General features: G+C 64.5%; 17 protein-coding genes and 4 pseudogenes. 7 read left to right on the top strand and 14 right to left on the bottom strand.

The features are described 5' to 3' along the window. Window positions 1–133 precede the first annotated feature (133 nt). A complete protein-coding gene (locus tag MHEC_RS10820) occupies window positions 134–988 on the top strand; it encodes a sulfurtransferase (protein ID WP_048891040.1) in 855 nt (284 codons plus the stop codon). Window positions 989–1,010: 22 nt separating this feature from the next. Here MHEC_RS10820 and MHEC_RS10815 read toward each other — a convergent pair whose 3' ends face one another. Next, entirely contained in the window at window positions 1,011–1,781 is a 771-nt protein-coding gene (locus MHEC_RS10815) for a phosphorylase family protein (RefSeq protein ID WP_082169825.1), read from the bottom strand. 160 nt (window positions 1,782–1,941) lie between these two features. Between MHEC_RS10815 and MHEC_RS10810 the strand changes: the two are divergent. Beyond that, window positions 1,942–2,420, top strand: a pseudogene (locus tag MHEC_RS10810) (SDR family oxidoreductase). A gap of 12 nt (window positions 2,421–2,432) precedes the next feature. On the opposite strand, the gene MHEC_RS10805 reads toward MHEC_RS10810, so the two are convergent. The 5 genes from MHEC_RS10805 to MHEC_RS10785 form a co-directional block, all read right to left on the bottom strand. Further along, window positions 2,433–2,918 carry an Rv1419 family lectin gene (locus MHEC_RS10805; protein ID WP_048890915.1) on the bottom strand — a complete coding sequence of 162 codons (486 nt, stop codon included), beginning with the start codon at window positions 2,916–2,918 and terminating at the stop codon, window positions 2,433–2,435. A gap of 94 nt (window positions 2,919–3,012) precedes the next feature. Continuing rightward, window positions 3,013–3,564 carry an endonuclease V gene (locus MHEC_RS10800; RefSeq protein WP_048890914.1) on the bottom strand — a complete coding sequence of 184 codons (552 nt, stop codon included), beginning with the start codon at window positions 3,562–3,564 and terminating at the stop codon, window positions 3,013–3,015. A gap of 111 nt (window positions 3,565–3,675) precedes the next feature. Further along, entirely contained in the window at window positions 3,676–4,164 is a 489-nt protein-coding gene (locus MHEC_RS10795; RefSeq protein WP_235434771.1) for a pyridoxamine 5'-phosphate oxidase family protein, read from the bottom strand. A 159-nt stretch (window positions 4,165–4,323) separates the two neighbouring features. Then, window positions 4,324–5,013: a DUF899 domain-containing protein gene (locus tag MHEC_RS10790; RefSeq protein WP_048890912.1), complete on the bottom strand. Its 690-nt coding sequence runs from the start codon at window positions 5,011–5,013 to the stop codon at window positions 4,324–4,326. Window positions 5,014–5,080: 67 nt separating this feature from the next. Next, the gene (locus MHEC_RS10785; RefSeq protein ID WP_142358643.1) at window positions 5,081–5,560 is read right to left on the bottom strand and encodes a hypothetical protein; all 480 of its coding nucleotides are present in this window, start codon (window positions 5,558–5,560) and stop codon (window positions 5,081–5,083) included. A gap of 363 nt (window positions 5,561–5,923) precedes the next feature. Between MHEC_RS10785 and MHEC_RS10780 the strand changes: the two genes are divergently transcribed. Continuing rightward, window positions 5,924–7,933 carry a glycoside hydrolase family 172 protein gene (locus MHEC_RS10780; RefSeq protein WP_048891039.1) on the top strand — a complete coding sequence of 670 codons (2,010 nt, stop codon included), beginning with the start codon at window positions 5,924–5,926 and terminating at the stop codon, window positions 7,931–7,933. Window positions 7,934–8,343: 410 nt separating this feature from the next. After that, on the top strand, window positions 8,344–8,712 hold the full coding sequence (locus MHEC_RS10775) for a VOC family protein (protein ID WP_048890910.1): 369 nt from the start codon (window positions 8,344–8,346) through the stop codon (window positions 8,710–8,712). A gap of 76 nt (window positions 8,713–8,788) precedes the next feature. Here MHEC_RS10775 and MHEC_RS10770 read toward each other — a convergent pair. From MHEC_RS10770 to MHEC_RS24155, 5 genes and pseudogenes are all read right to left on the bottom strand, one after another. After that, a pseudogene (locus MHEC_RS10770) lies at window positions 8,789–9,931 on the bottom strand (IS3 family transposase). A gap of 163 nt (window positions 9,932–10,094) precedes the next feature. Beyond that, window positions 10,095–11,276, bottom strand: a complete 1,182-nt coding sequence (locus MHEC_RS10765) for a serine hydrolase domain-containing protein (protein ID WP_048893146.1) — start codon at window positions 11,274–11,276, stop codon at window positions 10,095–10,097. Then, window positions 11,273–12,751, bottom strand: a complete 1,479-nt coding sequence (locus tag MHEC_RS10760; RefSeq protein WP_099868969.1) for a biotin carboxylase — start codon at window positions 12,749–12,751, stop codon at window positions 11,273–11,275. The genes MHEC_RS10765 and MHEC_RS10760 overlap by 4 nt, the downstream gene beginning before the upstream one ends. A gap of 313 nt (window positions 12,752–13,064) precedes the next feature. Then, window positions 13,065–13,394 (bottom strand): annotated as a pseudogene (locus MHEC_RS24160) (DUF742 domain-containing protein); the annotation flags it as partial. A 93-nt stretch (window positions 13,395–13,487) separates the two neighbouring features. Next, window positions 13,488–14,021, bottom strand: a pseudogene (locus MHEC_RS24155) (peroxiredoxin); the annotation flags it as partial. Window positions 14,022–14,098: 77 nt separating this feature from the next. Here MHEC_RS24155 and MHEC_RS10750 point away from each other — a divergent pair. The 3 genes from MHEC_RS10750 (at window position 14,099) to MHEC_RS10740 (ending at window position 15,196) form a co-directional block, all read left to right on the top strand. Then, on the top strand, window positions 14,099–14,275 hold the full coding sequence (locus tag MHEC_RS10750) for a hypothetical protein (RefSeq protein WP_160315071.1): 177 nt from the start codon (window positions 14,099–14,101) through the stop codon (window positions 14,273–14,275). A 69-nt stretch (window positions 14,276–14,344) separates the two neighbouring features. Further along, window positions 14,345–14,773, top strand: coding sequence for a cellulose-binding domain-containing protein (locus tag MHEC_RS10745; RefSeq protein WP_048893148.1), 429 nt, complete (start codon window positions 14,345–14,347; stop codon window positions 14,771–14,773). Between the two features lie 93 nt (window positions 14,774–14,866). Continuing rightward, entirely contained in the window at window positions 14,867–15,196 is a 330-nt protein-coding gene (locus MHEC_RS10740) for a transposase (protein ID WP_235434968.1), read from the top strand. A gap of 287 nt (window positions 15,197–15,483) precedes the next feature. Here MHEC_RS10740 and MHEC_RS10735 read toward each other — a convergent pair whose 3' ends face one another. The 3 genes from MHEC_RS10735 to MHEC_RS10725 all read right to left on the bottom strand — a co-directional run bounded on the left by MHEC_RS10735 (window position 15,484) and on the right by MHEC_RS10725 (window position 19,349). Next, window positions 15,484–16,416, bottom strand: coding sequence for a class I SAM-dependent methyltransferase (locus tag MHEC_RS10735; protein WP_048893149.1), 933 nt, complete (start codon window positions 16,414–16,416; stop codon window positions 15,484–15,486). Window positions 16,417–16,513: 97 nt separating this feature from the next. After that, on the bottom strand, window positions 16,514–17,164 hold the full coding sequence (locus MHEC_RS10730) for an SOUL family heme-binding protein (RefSeq protein WP_048893174.1): 651 nt from the start codon (window positions 17,162–17,164) through the stop codon (window positions 16,514–16,516). Window positions 17,165–17,264: 100 nt separating this feature from the next. Further along, window positions 17,265–19,349 (bottom strand): MMPL family transporter, encoded by a 2,085-nt coding sequence (locus MHEC_RS10725; protein WP_235434969.1) that lies wholly within the window; start codon window positions 19,347–19,349, stop codon window positions 17,265–17,267. Between the last annotated feature and the right edge of the window lie 114 nt (window positions 19,350–19,463).

Below are 19,463 nucleotides of genomic sequence, written 5' to 3'. Positions count from 1 at the left end.
CGTCCGCCGCCGGGCAAGCAATGCATATCGTCAAACCCCCTTCGACGAGTTCTCGCTTCGGCCAGCGATTTTCCGCCATGGCCCCGGCCTTGCCGCAAGCCCCCTATTGCGCTATATGTTGAAAGTGGCGGGAGTGACGGCACGTGCCCAGATTCTCATCACCGCCGCGGAGTTGGCGCACCTCATCGAGACCGACTCCGCGCCGACCATTCTCGACGTGCGCTGGCGGCTGGACGAACCCGACGGACATGCGGCGTACCTGCATGGTCATCTGCCGGGTGCGGTGTATGTGTCGCTGGAAGACGAGCTCAGCGATCGCACGGTCACCGGACGGGGACGTCATCCGCTGCCGTCGGGTCGTCGGATCGAACAGGCCGCCCGTCGGTGGGGCGTCCACCGGGATGCACCGGTTGTCGTGTATGACGATTGGAACCGGATCGGGTCCTCGCGTGCATGGTGGGTACTGAGGGCGGCCGGGCTGATGAATGTACGGATCCTCGACGGTGGCCTTGCTGCGTGGCGGTCGGCCCGAGGTCGGATGGAGCCTGGTCAGGTTGCGGTGCGGCACGGGAATGTGACTGTGCCGCACCGTGATTTGTATGCCGGCGGGCTGCCTGTGTTGACCGCTGAGCAAGCAGGTGCCGCCGGCGTGACGCTATTTGATGCGCGCGCACCCGAACGGTTCCGCGGCGACGTCGAGCCGGTCGACCCGGTTGCCGGTCATATTCCGAACGCCAAGAATCTTCCCAGCACGGCTGTCCTGGCCGATGACGAAACGTTTATCGCCGATAGTGAGCTGGCCCAAGTGTTTTCCGAATACGACATTGAACATGCGGGCCGTCTGGGTGTGTACTGCGGCTCCGGTGTCAGTGCGACGGTGATCGTCGCGGCACTCGCCACGCTCGGCTATCCGGCAGCACTGTTCCCGGGCTCGTGGTCGGAGTGGATTTCCGACCCGGCGCGCGCCATCGCCCGCAGCTCCGCATAGTCCGATTAGCTGGTCGGCACGATCAGGCAAGGGCCGCGATGGCCGCGTCGGCCGCCCGTTCGCTTGCGAGCCTGGCTCCCCTGGCGAGGCGGACCAGGCGGGGCCCGGCACCGGGATGCCTGAGCAGATAGCGGACAGCAGCGGAGAAGCTCACCCGCCCGTCCGCGGTGGCAAGGCCGAGAATCTCCGAATCCACGCTGCCGTCGCCGGCCCGATCGCTGACCGCGCGCACCACCGACCACGGCACGCCGCGCTGCTCGCACACCGTCGCGATAGCGGCAGTCTCCATGTCAAGTGACACCACACCTTGGTCCCGCAGGTCGGCATGCACGACCGGATCGAGGAGCAGGCTGTCGGTAGTCCACAACGTTCCATGGGCATTGCCGGGACGAAGCGGCTTGGGGCGGTGCCGGGAGCCGTCGGCGCCATTGACCACCAATTCCGGCAACAGCACTGTCCCGACCGGTGTTTGGTTCTCGATACCGCCGGTGATGCCGACGACGATCACCCATTCGACGTTGACCTGGTCCAGCAGTTGGACCGTCGCGGCATGGGCCCGCGCCGTGCCAATTCCGGTGACGATCGCGATCGCGGCATGGTCGCCGACCCGGCCGGTGTAACCCGGGTTGCCCTGTTGCAGCCGGAGTCGCCGCCGCAGGGGACGTAGTTCCATGGGCATGGCACACACAAAAGCGATCACAGCAAATAACTGCCGGTGCCGTCGGCTATCACGACAGCCATCGTATGTCGAGAGCCCTGGATGTGGGACCTCTTCAGCCCCAAGCAATTCCATACGGTGCACCAGCCCGGCAGCCCAGCGACGGTATCGCACGCACAGGAGGCCGTCAACCACAGCGCAATCCCCGAGTAGTGTGTGCGGGGCAAACCGCAAGATGGCGGAGAGTTGGACGCTGCGCGTTGGCCATCAACGTACGGAGAAAGGTCATCACCGGATGAAAATCACCGTGATCGGAGCTACCGGACAGATTGGCCGCCAGGTAGTCGCGCAGTTGAACGACGCCGGACACCAAACCGTCGCCGCCTCACGTCGTTCGGGCGTCGACGTGCTCACCGGTGACGGACTCGCGGAAGCACTGTCCGGTACTGACGTGCTCGTTGATGTCATTAATTCGCCGTCGTTCGACGATGATCCGGTGATGGAGTTCTTCAGCACGGCGACAAGGAATCTGGTGAATGCGGCCAAGCCCAAGCCCAACCCGTCAACGGTGTTGTCAACATCGGCGGTCCTGAGAAACTCCGGTTCGCGGACCTGGCGAGGTTGGTGCTGGCCCGCAACGGCGACACTACTCCCGTCGTTGTCGACCCATCAGCCACCTACTTCGGCACACCGGTAGGGGATAGCAGCCTGGTCACCGGTGACACCGCCGTATTGGCCAGCACCCGCTTTGCCGACTGGTCGGCATCCCAGTGAGGGCCACCCGGGTCAGGAAACACTGTCCCACTGCTCGTCGGCTACGTCGGGGATGCAGTGGTAGGCGATCACCGCGGTCCCCGGTGCCGCCGCGCCGCCGAACACGTTGAGGCAGGGACCGAGCGCGCTGGTGAGCTGGCCGTTGGTCTGCAGAGTCCAACTCTGGTTGTTGGCATTGGTCTGACACGACGAGAGCATCACCGGGGTGTTATCTGCTGCGCTGTTGATGCTCAGGCAAGTCCCGGGGAACGCTACGCTTTCGACCTGTCCGGACGGGTTGAAAACCCAGAGCTGAGAATTCGAGCCGTCGCAGGCGTTGACCATCGCCGCAGTGTTCTTCCCATTCGGGGCGTCGAGACACCAGTTGCCCAGTCGGCTCCTGAGCTGAACCTGGTCGGCGGCACCGGCCACCCCGACGGATAGCAGCGCGGCTCCGAGTACCGCACCAGCTGCGGCAAGCAGACTGCGCGCATCGCCCGTCAACCGCGATTCATACATGTCAGCCTCACCCTCTCGTACTGGCTCCTGTGACGATCACAGCGGCGCAGGCTACACCGGGAGCGCGACCGCCACAGACGTTTTGCCGCATCGCCTACCGCCGGTAGCCGGTCCGGCCGATCAGCGCCTTCGTCGGGTCCGGCGCGGTGCGCTCGCGTGCGAGGTCGTCGGCGCGCTTCAGAAGCGTGGGTAGGCGATGCGGGCCGTGCATGCGGCGGACGAGCTGAGCCGCCTGGTGCGGGTTCATCCCGGCTGCGGTGACGAATAGCGGCCTGCCGCTGCCACCTCGTCGCACCGGGATCGCGTTTCCTCGCGCGAATGCGGCCTTCGCTACGCCGACGACCGCCTTCCGGGCGCCGAGCGCCTCATACAGGCGCGCGCCAAGACCGGGTTCACCGTCCCGAAGCCACACGTGGCCGTCGACGATCACCGTCTCGACGAGATGACGCTGCTCGACCAGCGCGACCGCGTCAAGGAGGAAGGGCAACTCACGTTTGTAGAACACGCCGGGCTGGTAGGCCTCGGCCGTCACTGCGGTGCGAACGACGCTTTCGAGCATCGAAGTTGGGTCGGACCAGGCGACGAAGCCCACGGCAGCCGTGACTACCGCGAGCTCCGCATACTGAACGTCCACGGCGATGAGCATCCGGCACTAACGGTGGTGCAATTGCTCGCCGTCTGCAATCGGCCCCGCCGCTCTGGGCGCGTGACCGTCACCCGCAGCGTCCGGCGCGGCCCCGGTGCTGGCTTCGACGAATCAGAACCGCCACCGGGTTGCGCCCCCTGGTTCGACGGTGCCCACCGCGGTCGCGGTGTGTGGGGTCAGACGGTACACAAACCACGGCGGCGGTCCAGCCGACGGCGCGCTGAATTCGGCGGTGATCGCTCGGCCGGTGTCGTCGACGCGCGCGGGCCAGCCTTCGGCGGCCCACCGCGCCGCCATCGCCGAAACAACCGCCGGGTCGGTGATCAGGTGCGCCGTGCCTTCCACGGCGAGGTCGAATTCCTGGGTGGCAAGGCTCAACGTGCATCGTGCATCGGCCGCGAGGTTTCGCGCTTTGCGTGTCGTCGTACCGGTCTCGAACCAGAATGCGCCGTCCACCCAAAGAGCCCCGATGCCCGTCACGTGCGGACTGCCATCGGGGTTAATTGTCGCCAGCCAGCAAGTGTGCCGGTCAGGTCCGCCGGAACCCGGCGCTTGGCTGACGCCCTGGTCCAATCGGTTCCGAACATCAATCCAGTTCATGACCGGCAAACTGTAGAGGTCAGCGAGGTTCGTAGCTTCCATGACTGCTTTGACGTCTGGCAGGTTGCAAACTCATCGCAGCGCCAGCCGGCGGTCGTGCGGGTTGGCCGAGAATCGGCGCCGAAGCGACGGTGACGACGCGATGTTCGGCGTCCACGGTCACGCGTTGTCCTTGGGTCCGTAGGCCCGGGCGATATCGGGGGAATCCGGCCATCCGGAGTAAGTTGGCCGCGAGGGCCAACCTGTCGGCGAGTCCTGCCATTCTTCCTGTCGGCCCCAGGGCAGGATGTCGATCAGCCCGAATATGTGGCTGAGTTGTTCGGTGCCGCGCCCATTTGTGTGCCACGTGCGGTACACGGTGTCGCCGTCGCGCAAGAACACGTTGACCGCGAAGCCCCCGTTCGGCGGTGCGTCCACGTCGGCGCCGAACGAGCTCCCCGACGACGAGTACCACTCCATGCAATTGCCGACCTTCCGCTTGTAGGCGAGTGCTTCGTCGATCGGTCCATTGGTGACGATGACGAAGCGGGCGTCGTAGTTGTCGAGGAATTCCAATCGGGTGAACTGTGAGGTGAAGCCTGTGCAGCCACCGCACTGCCACTCCGCGCCATCCGACCACATGTGGTGGTAGGTGATCAGTTGCGAGCGCCCGTGGAACACCTCAACCAAGCGGATGGGCCCGTCGGCGCCGATCAGGAGGTAGTCGGGCAAGTGGACCATCGGCAAGCGCCGTCGCTGGGCGGCGATCGCATCCAGTTCGCGGGTGGCGGCCTTCTCCCGCTTGCGCAGCTCATCGAGCGCGGCCCGCCAGGTCTGGTAATCGACGATTGGCGGCAGGGCTTTCGACATTGCATCCTCACCTTTGCAAATCGATGTGTCCGGTTTTAACAGGTATGACCGGTCGCGGGCCCGGCATTCATCGCTCGCCGCCGCGGCCCGGGCCGTGTCGGCCCCGGTCTTCGCTGGGATCGAACGCGGCGGCAATCACGTCGGCCAGACGTTGCAGCGCCGAGGCAATGGCCCATAGCGCATGGTCCCGCGACGCCGATTCCGGTGAGTGCAGCTGCTCGGACGCCGACGTGCTCGACGCGTCGGCGACGGCCGGTCGGGCCTCCTGCCGCGGCAGGCGGGGCGCATCGATCGGTGGGCGGCCCGCTGGCCGAGGCCCAGGGGAGTCGACCGCCACGGTGAGCCGCGGTTTCCTGCTTGCATCCCACTGCACCCAGTAGTCCCGCACGCCGGCGCGGCAAACCAGCGCCTGGTGGTCGCCACGGTGACCATGCTCAAGCATGCATCCATGCACCCACGCCACGTGGTGGTCTGCACCAATGGCAACCAGCGACCGCCAAAGTTCCTCGTCGAGCATGACGATGGCAAAGCATTGATCCGCGCTCACCCTGGTGCCCAGATGCCGCCGCTGGTCACAACACACAGTCGGTGTCGATGGTTCACCGATTCCCTCTCGGTTGGTCAGGAGGTGGGGGATCAGCCCGGGCTCGGATGCAGTATCCGCCTCCGACGGGTATATGTCGCGGGTTCTCCGAAGCCCGCGGCGGCGTGGACAGAAAGATTCAGACGGCCGCGCGGACGACGCCCACGCAAGAACGCCATCCGACCCCGACAGCCGCTGCGAAGGCCATTGGCCGCGGCGCGGATCGACTTTCACGTGGCAAACCAAGGCGCCGACAACCGATTCCCGGCAGTCCGGCTGACAGTAACCTTTGTCGCTATGCCGGTGGCCCGACGAGCGCTGTCTGCGATGTTGGTGTCGCTGCTGCTGGGAATCGCCGACCCGGCTGCTGCCGGTGCGGCGCACGCCGAGCCGGCTATCACAGGAAATGGCACGACGCTGGTGGGCTGGGATACCTATCGCCGACTGGACCTGTTGCCATATCTGAGCGCCGCCGCACAAACTCTGCAGGTGTCGAGCTTCGATCGAAGCGGCGGTGATTTCGACGTCTCCACCGGCAATCGAAACGGCACCGGCGGATGTTTGACCTCCGGGGGTGCCGGCTGTGTTATCGCCGAAGATCGTGGTGCGGGAGAGGTTGATTCGGTCTGGTTCACCCGCGACGGCGGAAACGTCCGCGCAATTGGAGCGATCCGGATCGAGCTGGATGGTCAGACAGTGGTAGATGCACCATTGCAGTCGGTGGTTGACGGCATGCTCGGTCCGCCATTCGTATGGCCTCTTGTGGCCAATGCTGTGCAGTCGCCGGGCGGTGTTTTCATCAAGGTTCCCATGCCGTACCGAAAGTCGATGCGGATCAGCGTCGCATCGAATTTGGAGTACTACCACGTCGACTATCGACACTTTCCGACTGACAGCGGGGTGAATACGTTCTCTGCCGCCGACCCGGCGCTCGACGTGCTCGCTACGTTGCGCGCCGCAGGCAGCGTCGATCCCAAACCGGCAGCGTCCAAAGCAGCGCATCACCATCAAGTTGTCGAGCTTCCCGCCGCTGCTGGCCTGACGATTTCCGAATCTGAGGGCTCAGGCAGCATTTCAGCGATCCACCTGCGACTACCAGATTTGGCGGATCACGTGCTGGCCGGGTTGCGGCTCCATATAGATTTCGACGGCCGAACCATGGTCGACTCGCCCCTTGACGAGTTCTTCGGTGCCGGACTGGGGCCCAGCAGCGTGCGATCGCTGATGTTCGCAGCAGCCCCTCAACCCGACGGGTCGTTGTCCTTATCCGAGTGGTGGCCAATGCCTTTCGCGCACACCGCCAACATCATACTCGTCAACGCGACCGATAATCCCGTAGCAGGGGTCGACAGTGATGTTGTGACGACACCCGACCCGCAGTGGGCATCCGCACTGGCCACCGGCAGCGCCGGTTATTTCACTGCCCGGTCACATGCCGGAGCAACGGCGTTTGGCCGGGACTGGTTATTTGCCGATGAACTGGGCCACGGCAAGTTCGTCGGCGTCAGCCACACCATCAGGGGTTCTCGTATCAAAACGTCGTTCAGCGATGGCGCCCCTTACTTTCTCGAAGGGGCCGAGCGAGTCTACGTCGACGGTGCTGCGTCACCCCAGTGGTATGGCACCGGCACCGAGGACTTCTATGAAGGTGGTTGGTACTTCAAAAACGGCACCCGCTATAGCGCCCCGTTGACCGGCCAACCCGATCAGCGCACAGCCGCGGGCGGATGTCAAGACTATTGTGTCGCCGCCTACCGCCTCATGCTCGCCGACGCCATCGGTTACCACTCTGCGATCCGATTCGGCATCGAGCACGGCAAACGCAACATGGTCGAACCCCTCTACGGCTCAACAGCATTCCTTTACACCCAACCCAACGACACCCTCACACCCAGCGACGAAGTCATCCCCGCTGATCCTGGCAATCGGCTCCTGCACCACTACATCGATGCCGGCGCGACCGATGAACCACTGATCATCGAGTACGAGGGCAACGACGACATCCGCCCCGTCGCCGGGCTGGTCCACGCCAGCCGCGCGGCGATCACATTCGATGTCGAGATCCGCCCCGACAACCATGGCATCCTGTTGCGCCGCATGTCGGATCAGACAATCGGCTATCAATCAGCAGACGTCGCCATCGACGGCGCTCCGGTCGGGAATTGGCTAGAGCCACGCAGCAACTCGATTCACCGTTGGCTTGATGACACCTACCAGATACCTGAGACTCGCACCGCGGGCAAAGACCGCATCACGGTTACGCTCACGCCGACTCCCGACGCGCCACCGTGGACCGCCAGCCGCTACCAGACAGACATCCTGACGGGCCCGGATTGAGATCGATCAAAACCGTTGAGCCGGCCGGCTCGATGAGCCTTGCTTTACGTCGCGATGCGGCGGTGTTGATACGGATGTCTGCGCCGGGTTGTAGCCATACCAGATCGGCAGGCCCGGATCGATGGCGTCAAGCGCGCGCTCCAGTTCATCACCATCCGTGACTGCTTGGCCCTCCGCTATGAGGGGTGAAGCACCGCTACCACACCGGGCGCCGATGCCGCGCTATCGCGGCAGACGGATCGTCCGCCCCAGCGGAGCGCTGGAGCCACTCGGGTCAGCTCGAGCGGCGCTCGCGAAACCGACTGAGCAAGCATTAAATGCAGGAAGCTGCAACCTAATTCATGCTTCGGCGCGACCCGGGCTCACGCCAGTGCAGACCAGCCCCAGAGGCATCCGATACGGTATACCCCATGCCCCGCGTGGACTACGTCATCCAGTATGTCGAGTCGCTCACGCGGTCGGAGGCGTTCTACCGTGATGTGATCGGCCTCAAGGTGCGGTTCGAAGGCGACGGCTACATCGAGTTCGAGATGGAGAACACCAAGTTCTCGCTTTTCGAGCGCTCGAAGCTGCCGGAGCTCATCGGCCGAGAAGGCGGCAAGGCTCCGTGCGGCGAGATAGTATTTCTGGTCGAAGACGTTGATAGGGAAGCGGATCGGTTGAAAGGCCTCGGTGTCGAGATCCTCAGTGGACCGGTGGATCGACCGTGGCGTGAAAGAACGGTCCATATTGCCGACCCGGACGGTAACATCATCGAATTCGCGCAAAAGTTGCGATGATTATCGGTCTGTCCTGCTGGCGAGTCCCCGATACTGAGTCCACCCGGTTCTAGAGTCGGGTTTTGTTGTTCTGGATTCAGTTGATTTCGCAGGCCACAGGGGTGTGGGTGTGGCTGCATCGGGCAGCGTACTCGGCCGGGGTGAGGTAGCCCAGCGCGGAGTGACGATGCCGGTGATTATGTTCGTGCTTGAAGTCACCGATGACTACTCGGGCCTCCAGCAGGTTGGTCCAGTGGTTGCGGTTGAGGCACTCCTTCCTGAGCCTGCTGTTGAACGATTCGATGTAGGCGTTGTCCCACGGCGCTCCGGGTGGAATGTAGGACAATCCGACTGTGCCGTCACAAAACTGTTGCAACGCTTGCGAAATCATCTCCGGGCCGTTGTCCATGCGCAGCACCAGCGGCGGTCCACCGGCGGAGGCGAACACCCGCTCGAGTTCATCGACGAGACGCTCGCCGGTAATCGAGCGCTCCACGATGTTCAGCAGCGATTCGCGAGTGTGCTCGTCGACCATCGACGCGATCTTGACAGCCTTGCCGTCGATGGTGGAGTCGAACTGAAAATCGATCGCCCACACCACCTTGGGTGCGTCCGCGACGACCTGCGGCGCCGACGACACCCCGCGCGCTTACGCGGCGAATACGCCCGCCGCTGCAGTCCTTCCTCACGCCACAGCCGGTGGACCTTCTTTTGTTGACCTCACGGCCCTCATCGTGGCGCAACGCCGCCCAGGCGCGCCGAAACCCATGGCAGGGATGTTTGGTGGCATACGCGCGCAGCCAGACCCGCAGATCGGCATCCGGGTCGGCCGGGGTCGCCGCGACCGGAGTGCGCCGGTAGGTAGAACGAGCCAGCCCAACCGCCTTGCACGCCAACCGCTCCGACATGCTCAACACCTCTTTGAGCATGTCCACGGCGCGACGCTTGGCGGCCGGGCTCAGAATTTTCCCTTCGCAACCTCCCGCAACGCATCCTTCTCCAACTCCGCCTCGGCCAAAAGCCGCTTCAACCGCGCGTTCTGCTCCCGCAACTCCTTGAGCTGCCTGGCGGCATCGATATCCATCCCGCCATAGGTGCGGCGCCAGTTGTACAGCGTCGCCGCCGACACCTCCAGCTCGGCGGCGATCTCCTCACCGGTCTTGCCCGCCGCGGCCAGCTCGTCCGCGCGGCGCAGCTTGCGCACGATGTCCTCCGCGGAATGCCGCTTCCGACCACCCATGTGTTTCATCATCCCTTCCAGCCCCATCCACGGGGCCACAGGACTCTAAAACAAGGCGGACTCATTCACCGGGAACACCCCACTGCCGTATCTCGGCGAGCGGCCGCCACAACTGTATCTACGGTCGATCCAGCGGGTCGACGGCGGTCATCGGGAACCCGGGCTAACCGGCGATTCCAGCCAGTTCGTGTGCCACCGCATCGAATGCGCGTAGCGTGTCCAACATGTGCGGCTCATGAGAGTGCGGCTGGGTGGACAACTTGGCGGCGACCATTTCTGCGGCGCGATTGACGTAGATCATCTGACCGCACATGCCAAGGCACAACACGACGTTGCTGCCGGGGTAAGGGGACCACATTTGGTTGCGGTACATGCCGCCGGGCATTGGGTTGTCGTCCGGGCTGGCGGCGAACGCCTCCCGCGAGTCGGGTCCGCCGTCGACGGTGTCGGCGATCCACGCCGCCGGCACCACTTGCCGGCCGGTCAACGAGGCACCATCGCGCAGGAACAGCGACCCGAACCGGATCATGTCGGTCAGACAGGCGTTGATGCCACCGTCGAAGAATCCGGTCCCGACCGCGTCGACGCCGATGGTGGCGTCGCACTGAGCGCCGATGCGGCTCCACAGCAATTCCGACATCAGGTCGGGCATCCGCTGGCTGCCGGCGACCTCGCAGATCCAGCCGAGTACATCGGTTTCACACGAGCGATATTCGAACGGGCCGCCATGGGCCGACTTCTGCCGCAACGTCCGCAGGAAGTCATACAGCGTGGCGGCGACGTCCGGTCTGCTCTTGGGCGCCCACCCGATCGCCTGGTCGAGGAGGTGTATTTCCGCGGTCGGGTCGTCGTAGTTCTCGGAAAACGCGATTCCCGACCTCATGTCCAGCAGGTGGCGCACCGTCGCCCCGGCGTAGCCGCAGTTGGCCAGGGCCGGGACGAATGCCGTGACTGGCGAGTGAAGGTCTATTGCACCGGCCCCGTGTAGCGCGCCGACGACGACCGCCACCAGCGACTTGCTCACCGAGAACAGGAGGTGCCGGGTGTGCGCCTGCAGGCCGTCGCGGTACTCCTCGGCCATCAGCGACCCGCGGTGGCATACCGCCCACCCGTCGGTGGCGGTGGCGGTCATCACCGTGCCCACGGTGGTGGCCGCGCCGTCCGTACTGGTCAACGGAATCTCGGCCAGGGCAGAAGTGGCGGCGGGCAACGCCGCGGTTGGCCCGGTCCCACGCGAGATGACCGCGGTCGGTACGAATTCTTCGACGTGCTGGAAGGACCAGCGCGCGTAGGGCGCCGACAGCCAGTTGTCCAGTGAGATGCCGGCCGGGACGCCGCTGCTCACGCGCGTGCGACGAGGCGCGAGACGATCGGCGTGGCCGGCGCCAGGGGTGTTGAGGCGAACTTCGCCTTGATGCCCTTGATCCAGCGCCGGCAACGCTCGGTAAGCTGGTAGTCCTCAGTCTGCAGGTGCCCTCGGGTGACAAGCACTCCAAGTTGTGCGCCCTCGCAGCGTAAGTCGCCCGGCGCGGCGACACGCATGTAGAAGGCTTCGGACCCGTCGAGCAGCGTGGCCCAGTCGTTGGCGGGGCGCGCGAAGGAGACGCGCCCGTCGTCATCGATGCGCCAGATACCGGTGCGTGGTGTCGCGGTGAAGAGCTCGACGTCTCGGGAGGTCTCGCTGATGATCAGCTGACCCCAGACCTCGTCTTCGCCGTAGCCGCGTTCCCAGCGCGCATTGATTTCGTCGATGTCGAGCTCGTAGTCCACATCCATGTACTCGAGCAGATGAAAGAGGAACAACGGCATGTCGGCGTAGGCCTCGGTGGTCAGGTTCGTCATCGGGCTGGCGCCGGACAGGCGCGGGTTCACCTCGCCGAGGTAGAGCTCGTCAGAGTCCAGGTCATGCAACAGGTCCACCTCGAAGTAGCCGCGGTAACCCTCGCGGCTCAGGATGTCGCCCAGTTGTGCGACCATTTCTCGCGCCGCGTGGGCCTGTGCCGGCGGTAGCACCTCGCGCCAGATGTCGTTGCCGCACCAGCCGCCCTTGCGCGGAGTCAGCTCCGGATACCCGACCAGACTCGTCATCGCGGGGCCGACCACGGTGCCGTGGCGGGTCACGGTGCCCTCGATGCACACCTCGACATTGCGAATGCGCTTCATGACTTTGACTTCCTGGCCGGCCAGGGCACCGGCGTGCTCGTCCCAGTCGCGCTGCCCGCGCACAAAGAACACCGCGCTACCGGCGTCGCCGTAGGCGGCCACGACGACGAGGTCATCACCCAGTCCAGCCTGTTGCGCGAGCGCCCGCAGCTCGTCATAGGAGCCGACCCGGCCAATCACGTGGGGCACGCTGCGCACGCCCGCCTCGTCGGCCAGACGCGTCATGACGAGCTTGGAGGCCAAGCGATGGCGCAATTCCACCGGAGGGTGCATGACTTCCAATCCCGCTTCGCGCGCGAGGGCCTGCGTCTCCTCGTCCATCATCACGAAGCAGGCCTTGCCACCCGGGCCCCGGCCCGCGATGAACTCGAGAGTCTCCGGGTCACGCAGCAGGTGGTTGCACACATCACCCATGGACCCGAAATCAATGCGGTCGCGCCGCCGGGGAACGAACACGCGTGAATGTGTGCCCTCGAACGAGTCGAAGTAGGTCAGGTAAAAGAAGTTGCGTACCCAGCGATCGATGCCGAGCAAGTTGAACGGGGTGGGGGAGATGAAGTACAGCGGCACGGTGTTGGTGTGAAAGAACGCGCGGACCTCCGAAAGTCCGTTCAGCCGGCGTCGCGGCGCGGGCTCAGGCACGTCGACGTGAGCCATCACGCTGGCCGGGCCGACGTCGACGGGTGGGCGCGGTGCAGGCACCGCGGCGGGGGTAGGGGCGCCGGGGTCGGCGGGACGGCACTCACATGACAAAACTCCATGCGATGAGTGTGCACCCTGCTACGCGCGATCGGGCGCGCGGCCACATGCCGGGGGACAGAATTTTTCACGCGAATCTCACCGATAACCCACTCGCGAGAGCGGCGTTTCATCCCACGGCAGGATAATGAAACCCATTGGGCGAGCATATAAACGCGGCTAACGCAGCGGTTAACGGGAGACAGTGGGAGTTCGAGGCCGGCGCGACCCCTCAGAGTGCTCGCAAGCCGCGCAGTGTCCTTTTGATCAGTTCGCGTCGTTCGTCGAGTGTCATCGAATCACCGACAGGGGCGCGCACCCGCAAATAACCCTGGGTCACCAGGTCGTCGACCAGGAACCGCGTCGCACCGAGCGGCAGGGACAGGCGAGCGGCGATCTCTGCGACCGAGGGGCTATCCACGCAACACGTCAGGACCTCGCCGCGGACATCATTTCTGCGCCAGTGCGGCGGCTTGGCGGTGGTGTTGAGCGATTCGACCGGAGCCTCGAGGGCCAGGTTGACATTGGCATCACCACGGCGTGCCATCAGCGTGTATGGCCGGACCAGGCTTGGCATGTCCACGGCTTCCGGTTCTGTGAACCGGTAGCGGATCGGTTCGCCCTTGCCCGCGCGGACAGGGGGCGACCTACGCGGCGCGTGGTGGTTCTGCAGGAACCGCAAGGCCTGGTCGGCGTGCACCGAGGCGCGCACCTCGCTGGCGATGACCTTCAGGATGGTGCGGTCGGTGTCGATGACGAATGTGGTCCGTCTGACCGGCAGCAGCCGGGCCAGCAGGCCGCGGCGCCGCGCGTGCCGGCCCCGTCGCACCGCCTCACGCGCCGCGACGGATCTCCGCAGTTTGGCAAGCCGGCCCCGGCGCACCCCGAACAGCTCGGACACCACGCCGTCCGCGTCGGAGAGCAGCGGATAATCGAATGAGCGCTGTTGGGCGAAGTGGGCCTGCCTATCGACGGTGTCGGTGCTGATGCCTACGCGCTGGGCCCCCACCGCAGCGAATTCGTTGCTCAGATTCCGAAAGCGACAGCCCTGGGCCGTACAGATCGGTGAGGACGCTATTGGGAAGAAGAACAACACAACCGGCCCTGCGGAAAGGAGCGCCGACAAGCTGCGAGGACGACCGGTGTGATCGTAAAGAGTGAAGTCGGGCGCCCTCTCCCCGGCGATCATGGGCAAAGAGTAGCGCCGGGAAGCTCTGCACGGCGCGCGACTCGGATAATTGGTCGTTGGCCGGCAAGCTGGGACCCGTGACCAGCTCGGCCACGCCCCGGATCCCGGCGGCGAAGTCCGGTCGAGTCGTGATACCAGCCGCCTGCGCCCTCGGGGTGGTGCACGAGACCGCTCGTTTGCTGGCGGCTAAACGACTCCGCGCCGATGCGGCCCGGGCAATCGAAGGGCTCAAATCTCGTGACGGTTTCGGTTGAGCAAAGGTACTGCAGCCTGTCCGCGGCGAAACGGCCGATATCGCCTGGTTGGCTTTAGTGTCGGCTGCTATGGCCGGACTGGGCAATTACACGACCTGCTGGCGCACAGCGGTTCGCGCAGCTGTGTCGGCATTGATAGTTGCCATCTTCGGACTCGCCATCACCCCGGTAGCTCATGCGGCTGCCGCCACGGCGGCGCTGAGGGTGGAACATACGTGGCAGACCGGTTTCATCGCCCGTTTCACAATCACGAACTTGAGCACGGTGCCGCTCACCGACTGGAGGCTTGATTTCGACTTGCCGATGGGAGAATCCATCTCGCACACATGGAATAGCACCGTTGCGCGATCTGGCACGCACTATGTTCTCACCCCCGCGAATTGGAATCGCATCGTTGCACCCGGTGGTTCAGCCACAGGCGGATTCAGAGGCGTGCTGAGCGGTACCTACTCGCCACCGTCGAATTGTCTGCTCAACCGGCAATATCCGTGCACCTAAGGGGTGTCGACCTGGGGTATTCCCGGTGCATGAGTCCGCCGTGTTTGAGAGTCCTGTCGCCTCGTGGATGGGCTGGAAGGGACGATGAAACACATGGCTGGTCGGAAGCGGCATTCCACGGCGGACATCGTGCGCAAGCTGCGCCGTGCGGATGCGCTGGGCGCGGCAGGCAAGACCGGTGAGGAGATCACCGGCGAGCTGAAAGTCTCGCCGCCGACACTGTATAACTGGCGCCGCACCTATGGCGGGATGGATACCGACGCCACCAGGGAGCTCAAGGAGTTGCGGGAGCAGAACGCGAAGTTCAAGCGGCTGCCGGCCGAGGCGAAGTTGGAAAGGATGCGTTGCGGGAGGTTACGAAGGCAAAGCTCTAAAGCCCGGCCGCCACGCATCGCGCGGTGGACATGCTCAAAGAGGTGTTGAGCATGTCGGAGCGGTTGGCGTGCAAGGCGGTTGAGCTGGCTCGTTCTACCTAACGGCGCACTCCGGTCGCGCAGACCCCGGCCGACCCGGATGCCGATCTGCGGGCTCGGCTGCGTGCCTATGCCACCAAACACCGGGGTCGCTCGAGGCGCCGACCTGCTTGAGCAGCAGTTGCTGGGCTTACCGGAGAAAATCGTGGGCGCTTAGTTAGGAGATGACGGCGAACATGCTGGTCGATGGACGTCAATGGTGAGTCTTCAGGGCGATCCGTTCACCAACGGAAAGGGTCAGGTGCGCACCGGTTGTCTTCCGGAGAACGTGCCGCTGAGGTAGACCACACCTTCAAGCGGATCAGCATCAGCGATGCAGACGCGCTCGATCCCGTTGCGGAAAAACAGCTCGTCGACAGCCACGCCGTCGACACGCCAGCCCAGCGCCTCCAGGTACTCCATGACGTTGCTGCGTTCACCAGTGAACGTCAGCGACTCCATATCCAGGCCGAAACCGCGCGCACGCCAGTTGTCACCCATGGCACGGGACCGAGTCGTGTTGGCCGCGGTCGAAGCGGGCACGTACTCGGTGGCGATGGTGCTGCCCACGGCGCTCAGCAGGGAGATGGTGTCGCATAACCGGTCTTGGTTCTGTGCGGGCAAATACATCAGCAGGCCCTCGGCTGACCACGCGGTCGGGGCAGTTGGGTCGAAGCCCTGTTCGCAAAGCGCAGAAGGCCAGTCGTTGCGCAGGTCGATGCCGACGGTGCGTCGTTCGGCGGTTGGCGCGGCGCCGATTTCGTCGAGCACCGCGTCCTTGAACTCGAGTATCCGAGGCTGGTCGATCTCGTAGACGACCATGGCAGGCGGCCACGCAAGGCGATAAGCTCGAGTGTCTAGGCCCGAAGCCAAGATCACCGCCTGGCGCAGTCCGTTACGCGCGGAGTCGAGAAAGTACTCGTCAAAGTACTTGGTGCGCAGAGCCGTTGCATCGACCATCAGTTGCATGAACGCCCCAGACGAAGCGTCGACCATGCTCAGATCCAATTCTCCCTTGGCCAGTTTAGTGAAAAATTCCATCCCCACTGCCTGCACAAGCGGTTCGGCAAACGGGTCGTCGATCAGCGCGCGGGTATCCCTGCTGGCCAATGCGCGCCCCGCGGCCACCATCGTGGCGGTCGCGCCCACACCAGAAGCCAAGTCCCACTTGTCGTCCTGAGCACCTGTCATAGGTCGTACGGAGCGCGACATCCGTTCACGGGTCCGGCGCCCCACCCTCCTTTCATCATGAGCTGGAATGCTTTATCGTCACTGCCGGGCACGGCAGCTAGCGCTGGTTCATTATCGGCACGGCGACTTCGTTTCGGCGCAGCACCGGGATGGTCCACGGCGGGTCGTAAAACCAAGCCACCGGTGCGCCAGCTGGCTGATAGTCGGTATTCTCGAGCGTTTTGAGGAGCTGGTCTGTTTGTGAAGCGACCGCATCAGCTGACCGGCTACCGTTGAAACGCCGCACTGCGTACGTTTCGGCGGGCACCATGGTTAGCGTGACCGCTGGATCTCTCGGTGCCGGAAGCGTTTCCATTGAGTGCTCGGCAGGCATAAAGAACCGGATCATCCATCGACCATCGGCGGCCTTGGTCTGGGCTACCGGCGCAGTCATGGCAATTTTCTGACCGTCGCGCGGCACGCCGGGTTGCTGAGCTACCGGTGCTGTCATCGCGATTTTCGCCTTGCGCTGATTGTCGCCGAAAATGTAACCCGCCAGCCGACGGAACCCCGCAGAGCGCGCAACAATCTCATCGTCGGCAACGACGGTCGTCTCGGCGGCGATGCGCGGGCCGTAGCGACGGATCTCTACCCCGTCGAAAGCCAACTCGACCTCATAATGCGGCTCTTCGGTCGCGTGGCGCACCCCGATCACCGACGCTGCTTCCTCGACAAGACGAGCCGTCGCCGTTGCAATTTTGGCCAGCATGTCCGACCATCCCTTCACTGTCGCTTGAAATCCATCGCTGTTGCCGTTAGGTCGCGCTCTTGTCGCCGGCGCACCGGCTTGAGACCAACGAGCCGGATGATTACCGGCTCGAGCGAATCGGGTCATCGTGATCGATCCCGTTCGTGGACAACGCATTACGATGGGGATCCTTTTGCCGGGCAAGCGCAGAGGGCCACCATGCGACGGGCCCGATTTGCAGCGCCAACGCCGGGACCAGCAGTGAGCGCACCACCAGGGTGTCCAGTAAAACACCGAAGGCGACGATGAACGCCAGCTGCGCCAAAAACAGCAGCGGGATCACCGTCAACGCGCCGAAGGTGGCGGCCAGCACAATCCCCGCGGAGGTGATGACCCCGCCGGTCACCGCCAGCCCGCGCTGAATTCCCATCGTCGGACCATGGTAGGTGGTTTCTTCACGCACGCGGGTCATCAGGAAAATGTTGTAGTCGACGCCGAGAGCCACCAAGAAGACGAACCCGAACAGCGGCACGGCCGGGTCGGAGCCCGGGAAGTGAAACACATGATTGAACATCAGCGCCGCTACCCCCAGGGTCGCCGCAAACGAGAGCACCACGGTGGCGATCAGCAGCAGCGGGGCGAGCAGAGCCCGCAGCAGCACAGCCAGCACGACGAACACCACGAACAAAACGATCGGAATGATCACGGCGCGATCGCGCGCCGCCGTGGTTTGGGTGTCGAGCTGGGTCGCGGTGGGACCACCGACCAGCGCACCGGCCCAAGGAATAGCGTGCACGGCGTTGCGGATTCGACCCACGGTGGCCAGTGCGGCTGGTGAATCCGCCGGATCGGCCAGCGTGGCCTGAATCTGCACTCGGCCGTCGACGACCCTCGGCGACCCGTTGGCGATGTTGGCGATGGCCACCGTGTTCACGCCGGGCACGGCGGCGGTTGCCGCGGCAACCTGCTCGGCGTGGGCGGCGTCGGCGACGACAATGGTGGGGGAGCCGGACCCTGCCGGGAAATGGTCACCTAGCACGCGTTGCCCGGCGACGGAGCCGACCTGGGTCAAAAACACCGCACTTTGCGCGGTGCCACTGGATTTCAGTTGCGGCACGAAAGCCGCGCACCCGGTCAGCGACAGCCCAGTGATCAGCCACACGGCGGTGCGGTGCGCGGTCACCACCGAGGCCACCCGCCGCCACCCTCCGGTTTGCTGGGCGGGCGCCGGTTTGGGTGCCAGTGGCCAAAATACCGGTCGGCCCGCCAAAGCCAATACGGCGGGCAAGAAGGTCAGCGATGCGATCAGTGCGGCAGCAATGCCGATCGCAGCGACCGGACCGAGGCTGCGGTTGGAGTTCAGATCCGAAAGCAACAAGCACAGGACTCCCAGGATCACCGTCGTTGCCGACGCGGCGATCGGGGCCAGCACCGCGCGCCAGGCTCGGCGCATCGCCGTGAATCGGTCATCGGTGTTGGCCAGTTCTTCACGGAACCGGGCGATCAGGAGCAAGGCGTAATCCGTCGCGGCGCCGAAGACCAGGATGAACATGATGCCTTGGCTTTGCCCGTTGAGCGTGACGGTGTGGGTTTTGGCCAACGCATAAACGATCGAGCTGGCCAGTGATAACCCGAGCACGGCCGAGATCACCACGATCAGGGGAAGCATCGGACTGCGGTAAACAACCAGCAAGATGACGGTCACCAGCAGCGCCGTCACCAGCAGCAGGGTTGTGTCGATGCCGCCGAAGGCCTTGCTCAGATCGGCGATCTGCCCGGCCGGACCAGTGACCAGTACCCGCAGTCCGGCCGGGGTGTTGTTGGAAAAGACGTCGCGGATTGCCTTGACAGCCGGTGTCGGATCAGCGCTGGCGCTGACCGGTGCAACCAGTTCGGCTGCCTCGCCGTCCGCGGAGATCACCGGCGGCGACACGGGTCCTACGATCCCGGCTGAAGTTGGTACGGAGCGCGCTGCGGCTTCCAGGAAGGCGGTATCGGTTGCGGTCAAGCGTCGGTCGGCGCGGTCGGCGACGATCACCGCCGGCAGCGAGCGGACACCGTCAAAGGCTTTCGCCAGTTCGCCCGCTCTGGTCGATTCCGCACTTGCCGGCAAGAAGGCCGCAGCATCGTTGGTGGCGACCTTGGCGAGCTTGCCGGCATAGGGGCCGCCCAACCCACCAATTGCCAACCATGCCAGAAGTATCACCGCGGGAAGGAGCGAGCGACGACGTCGAAACCCGGCGTGCGCAGAAGATTTCGGATTGCCCAGCGCGCGCTGCCCGTGGTTCTGCGTCGGAAACCTCCTGTTAGGCGCGGCTTG

Source organism: Mycobacterium heckeshornense (assembly GCF_016592155.1).
GTDB classification, from domain to species: domain Bacteria; phylum Actinomycetota; class Actinomycetes; order Mycobacteriales; family Mycobacteriaceae; genus Mycobacterium; species Mycobacterium heckeshornense.
This window is presented reverse-complemented; position numbering and strand designations above follow the sequence as displayed.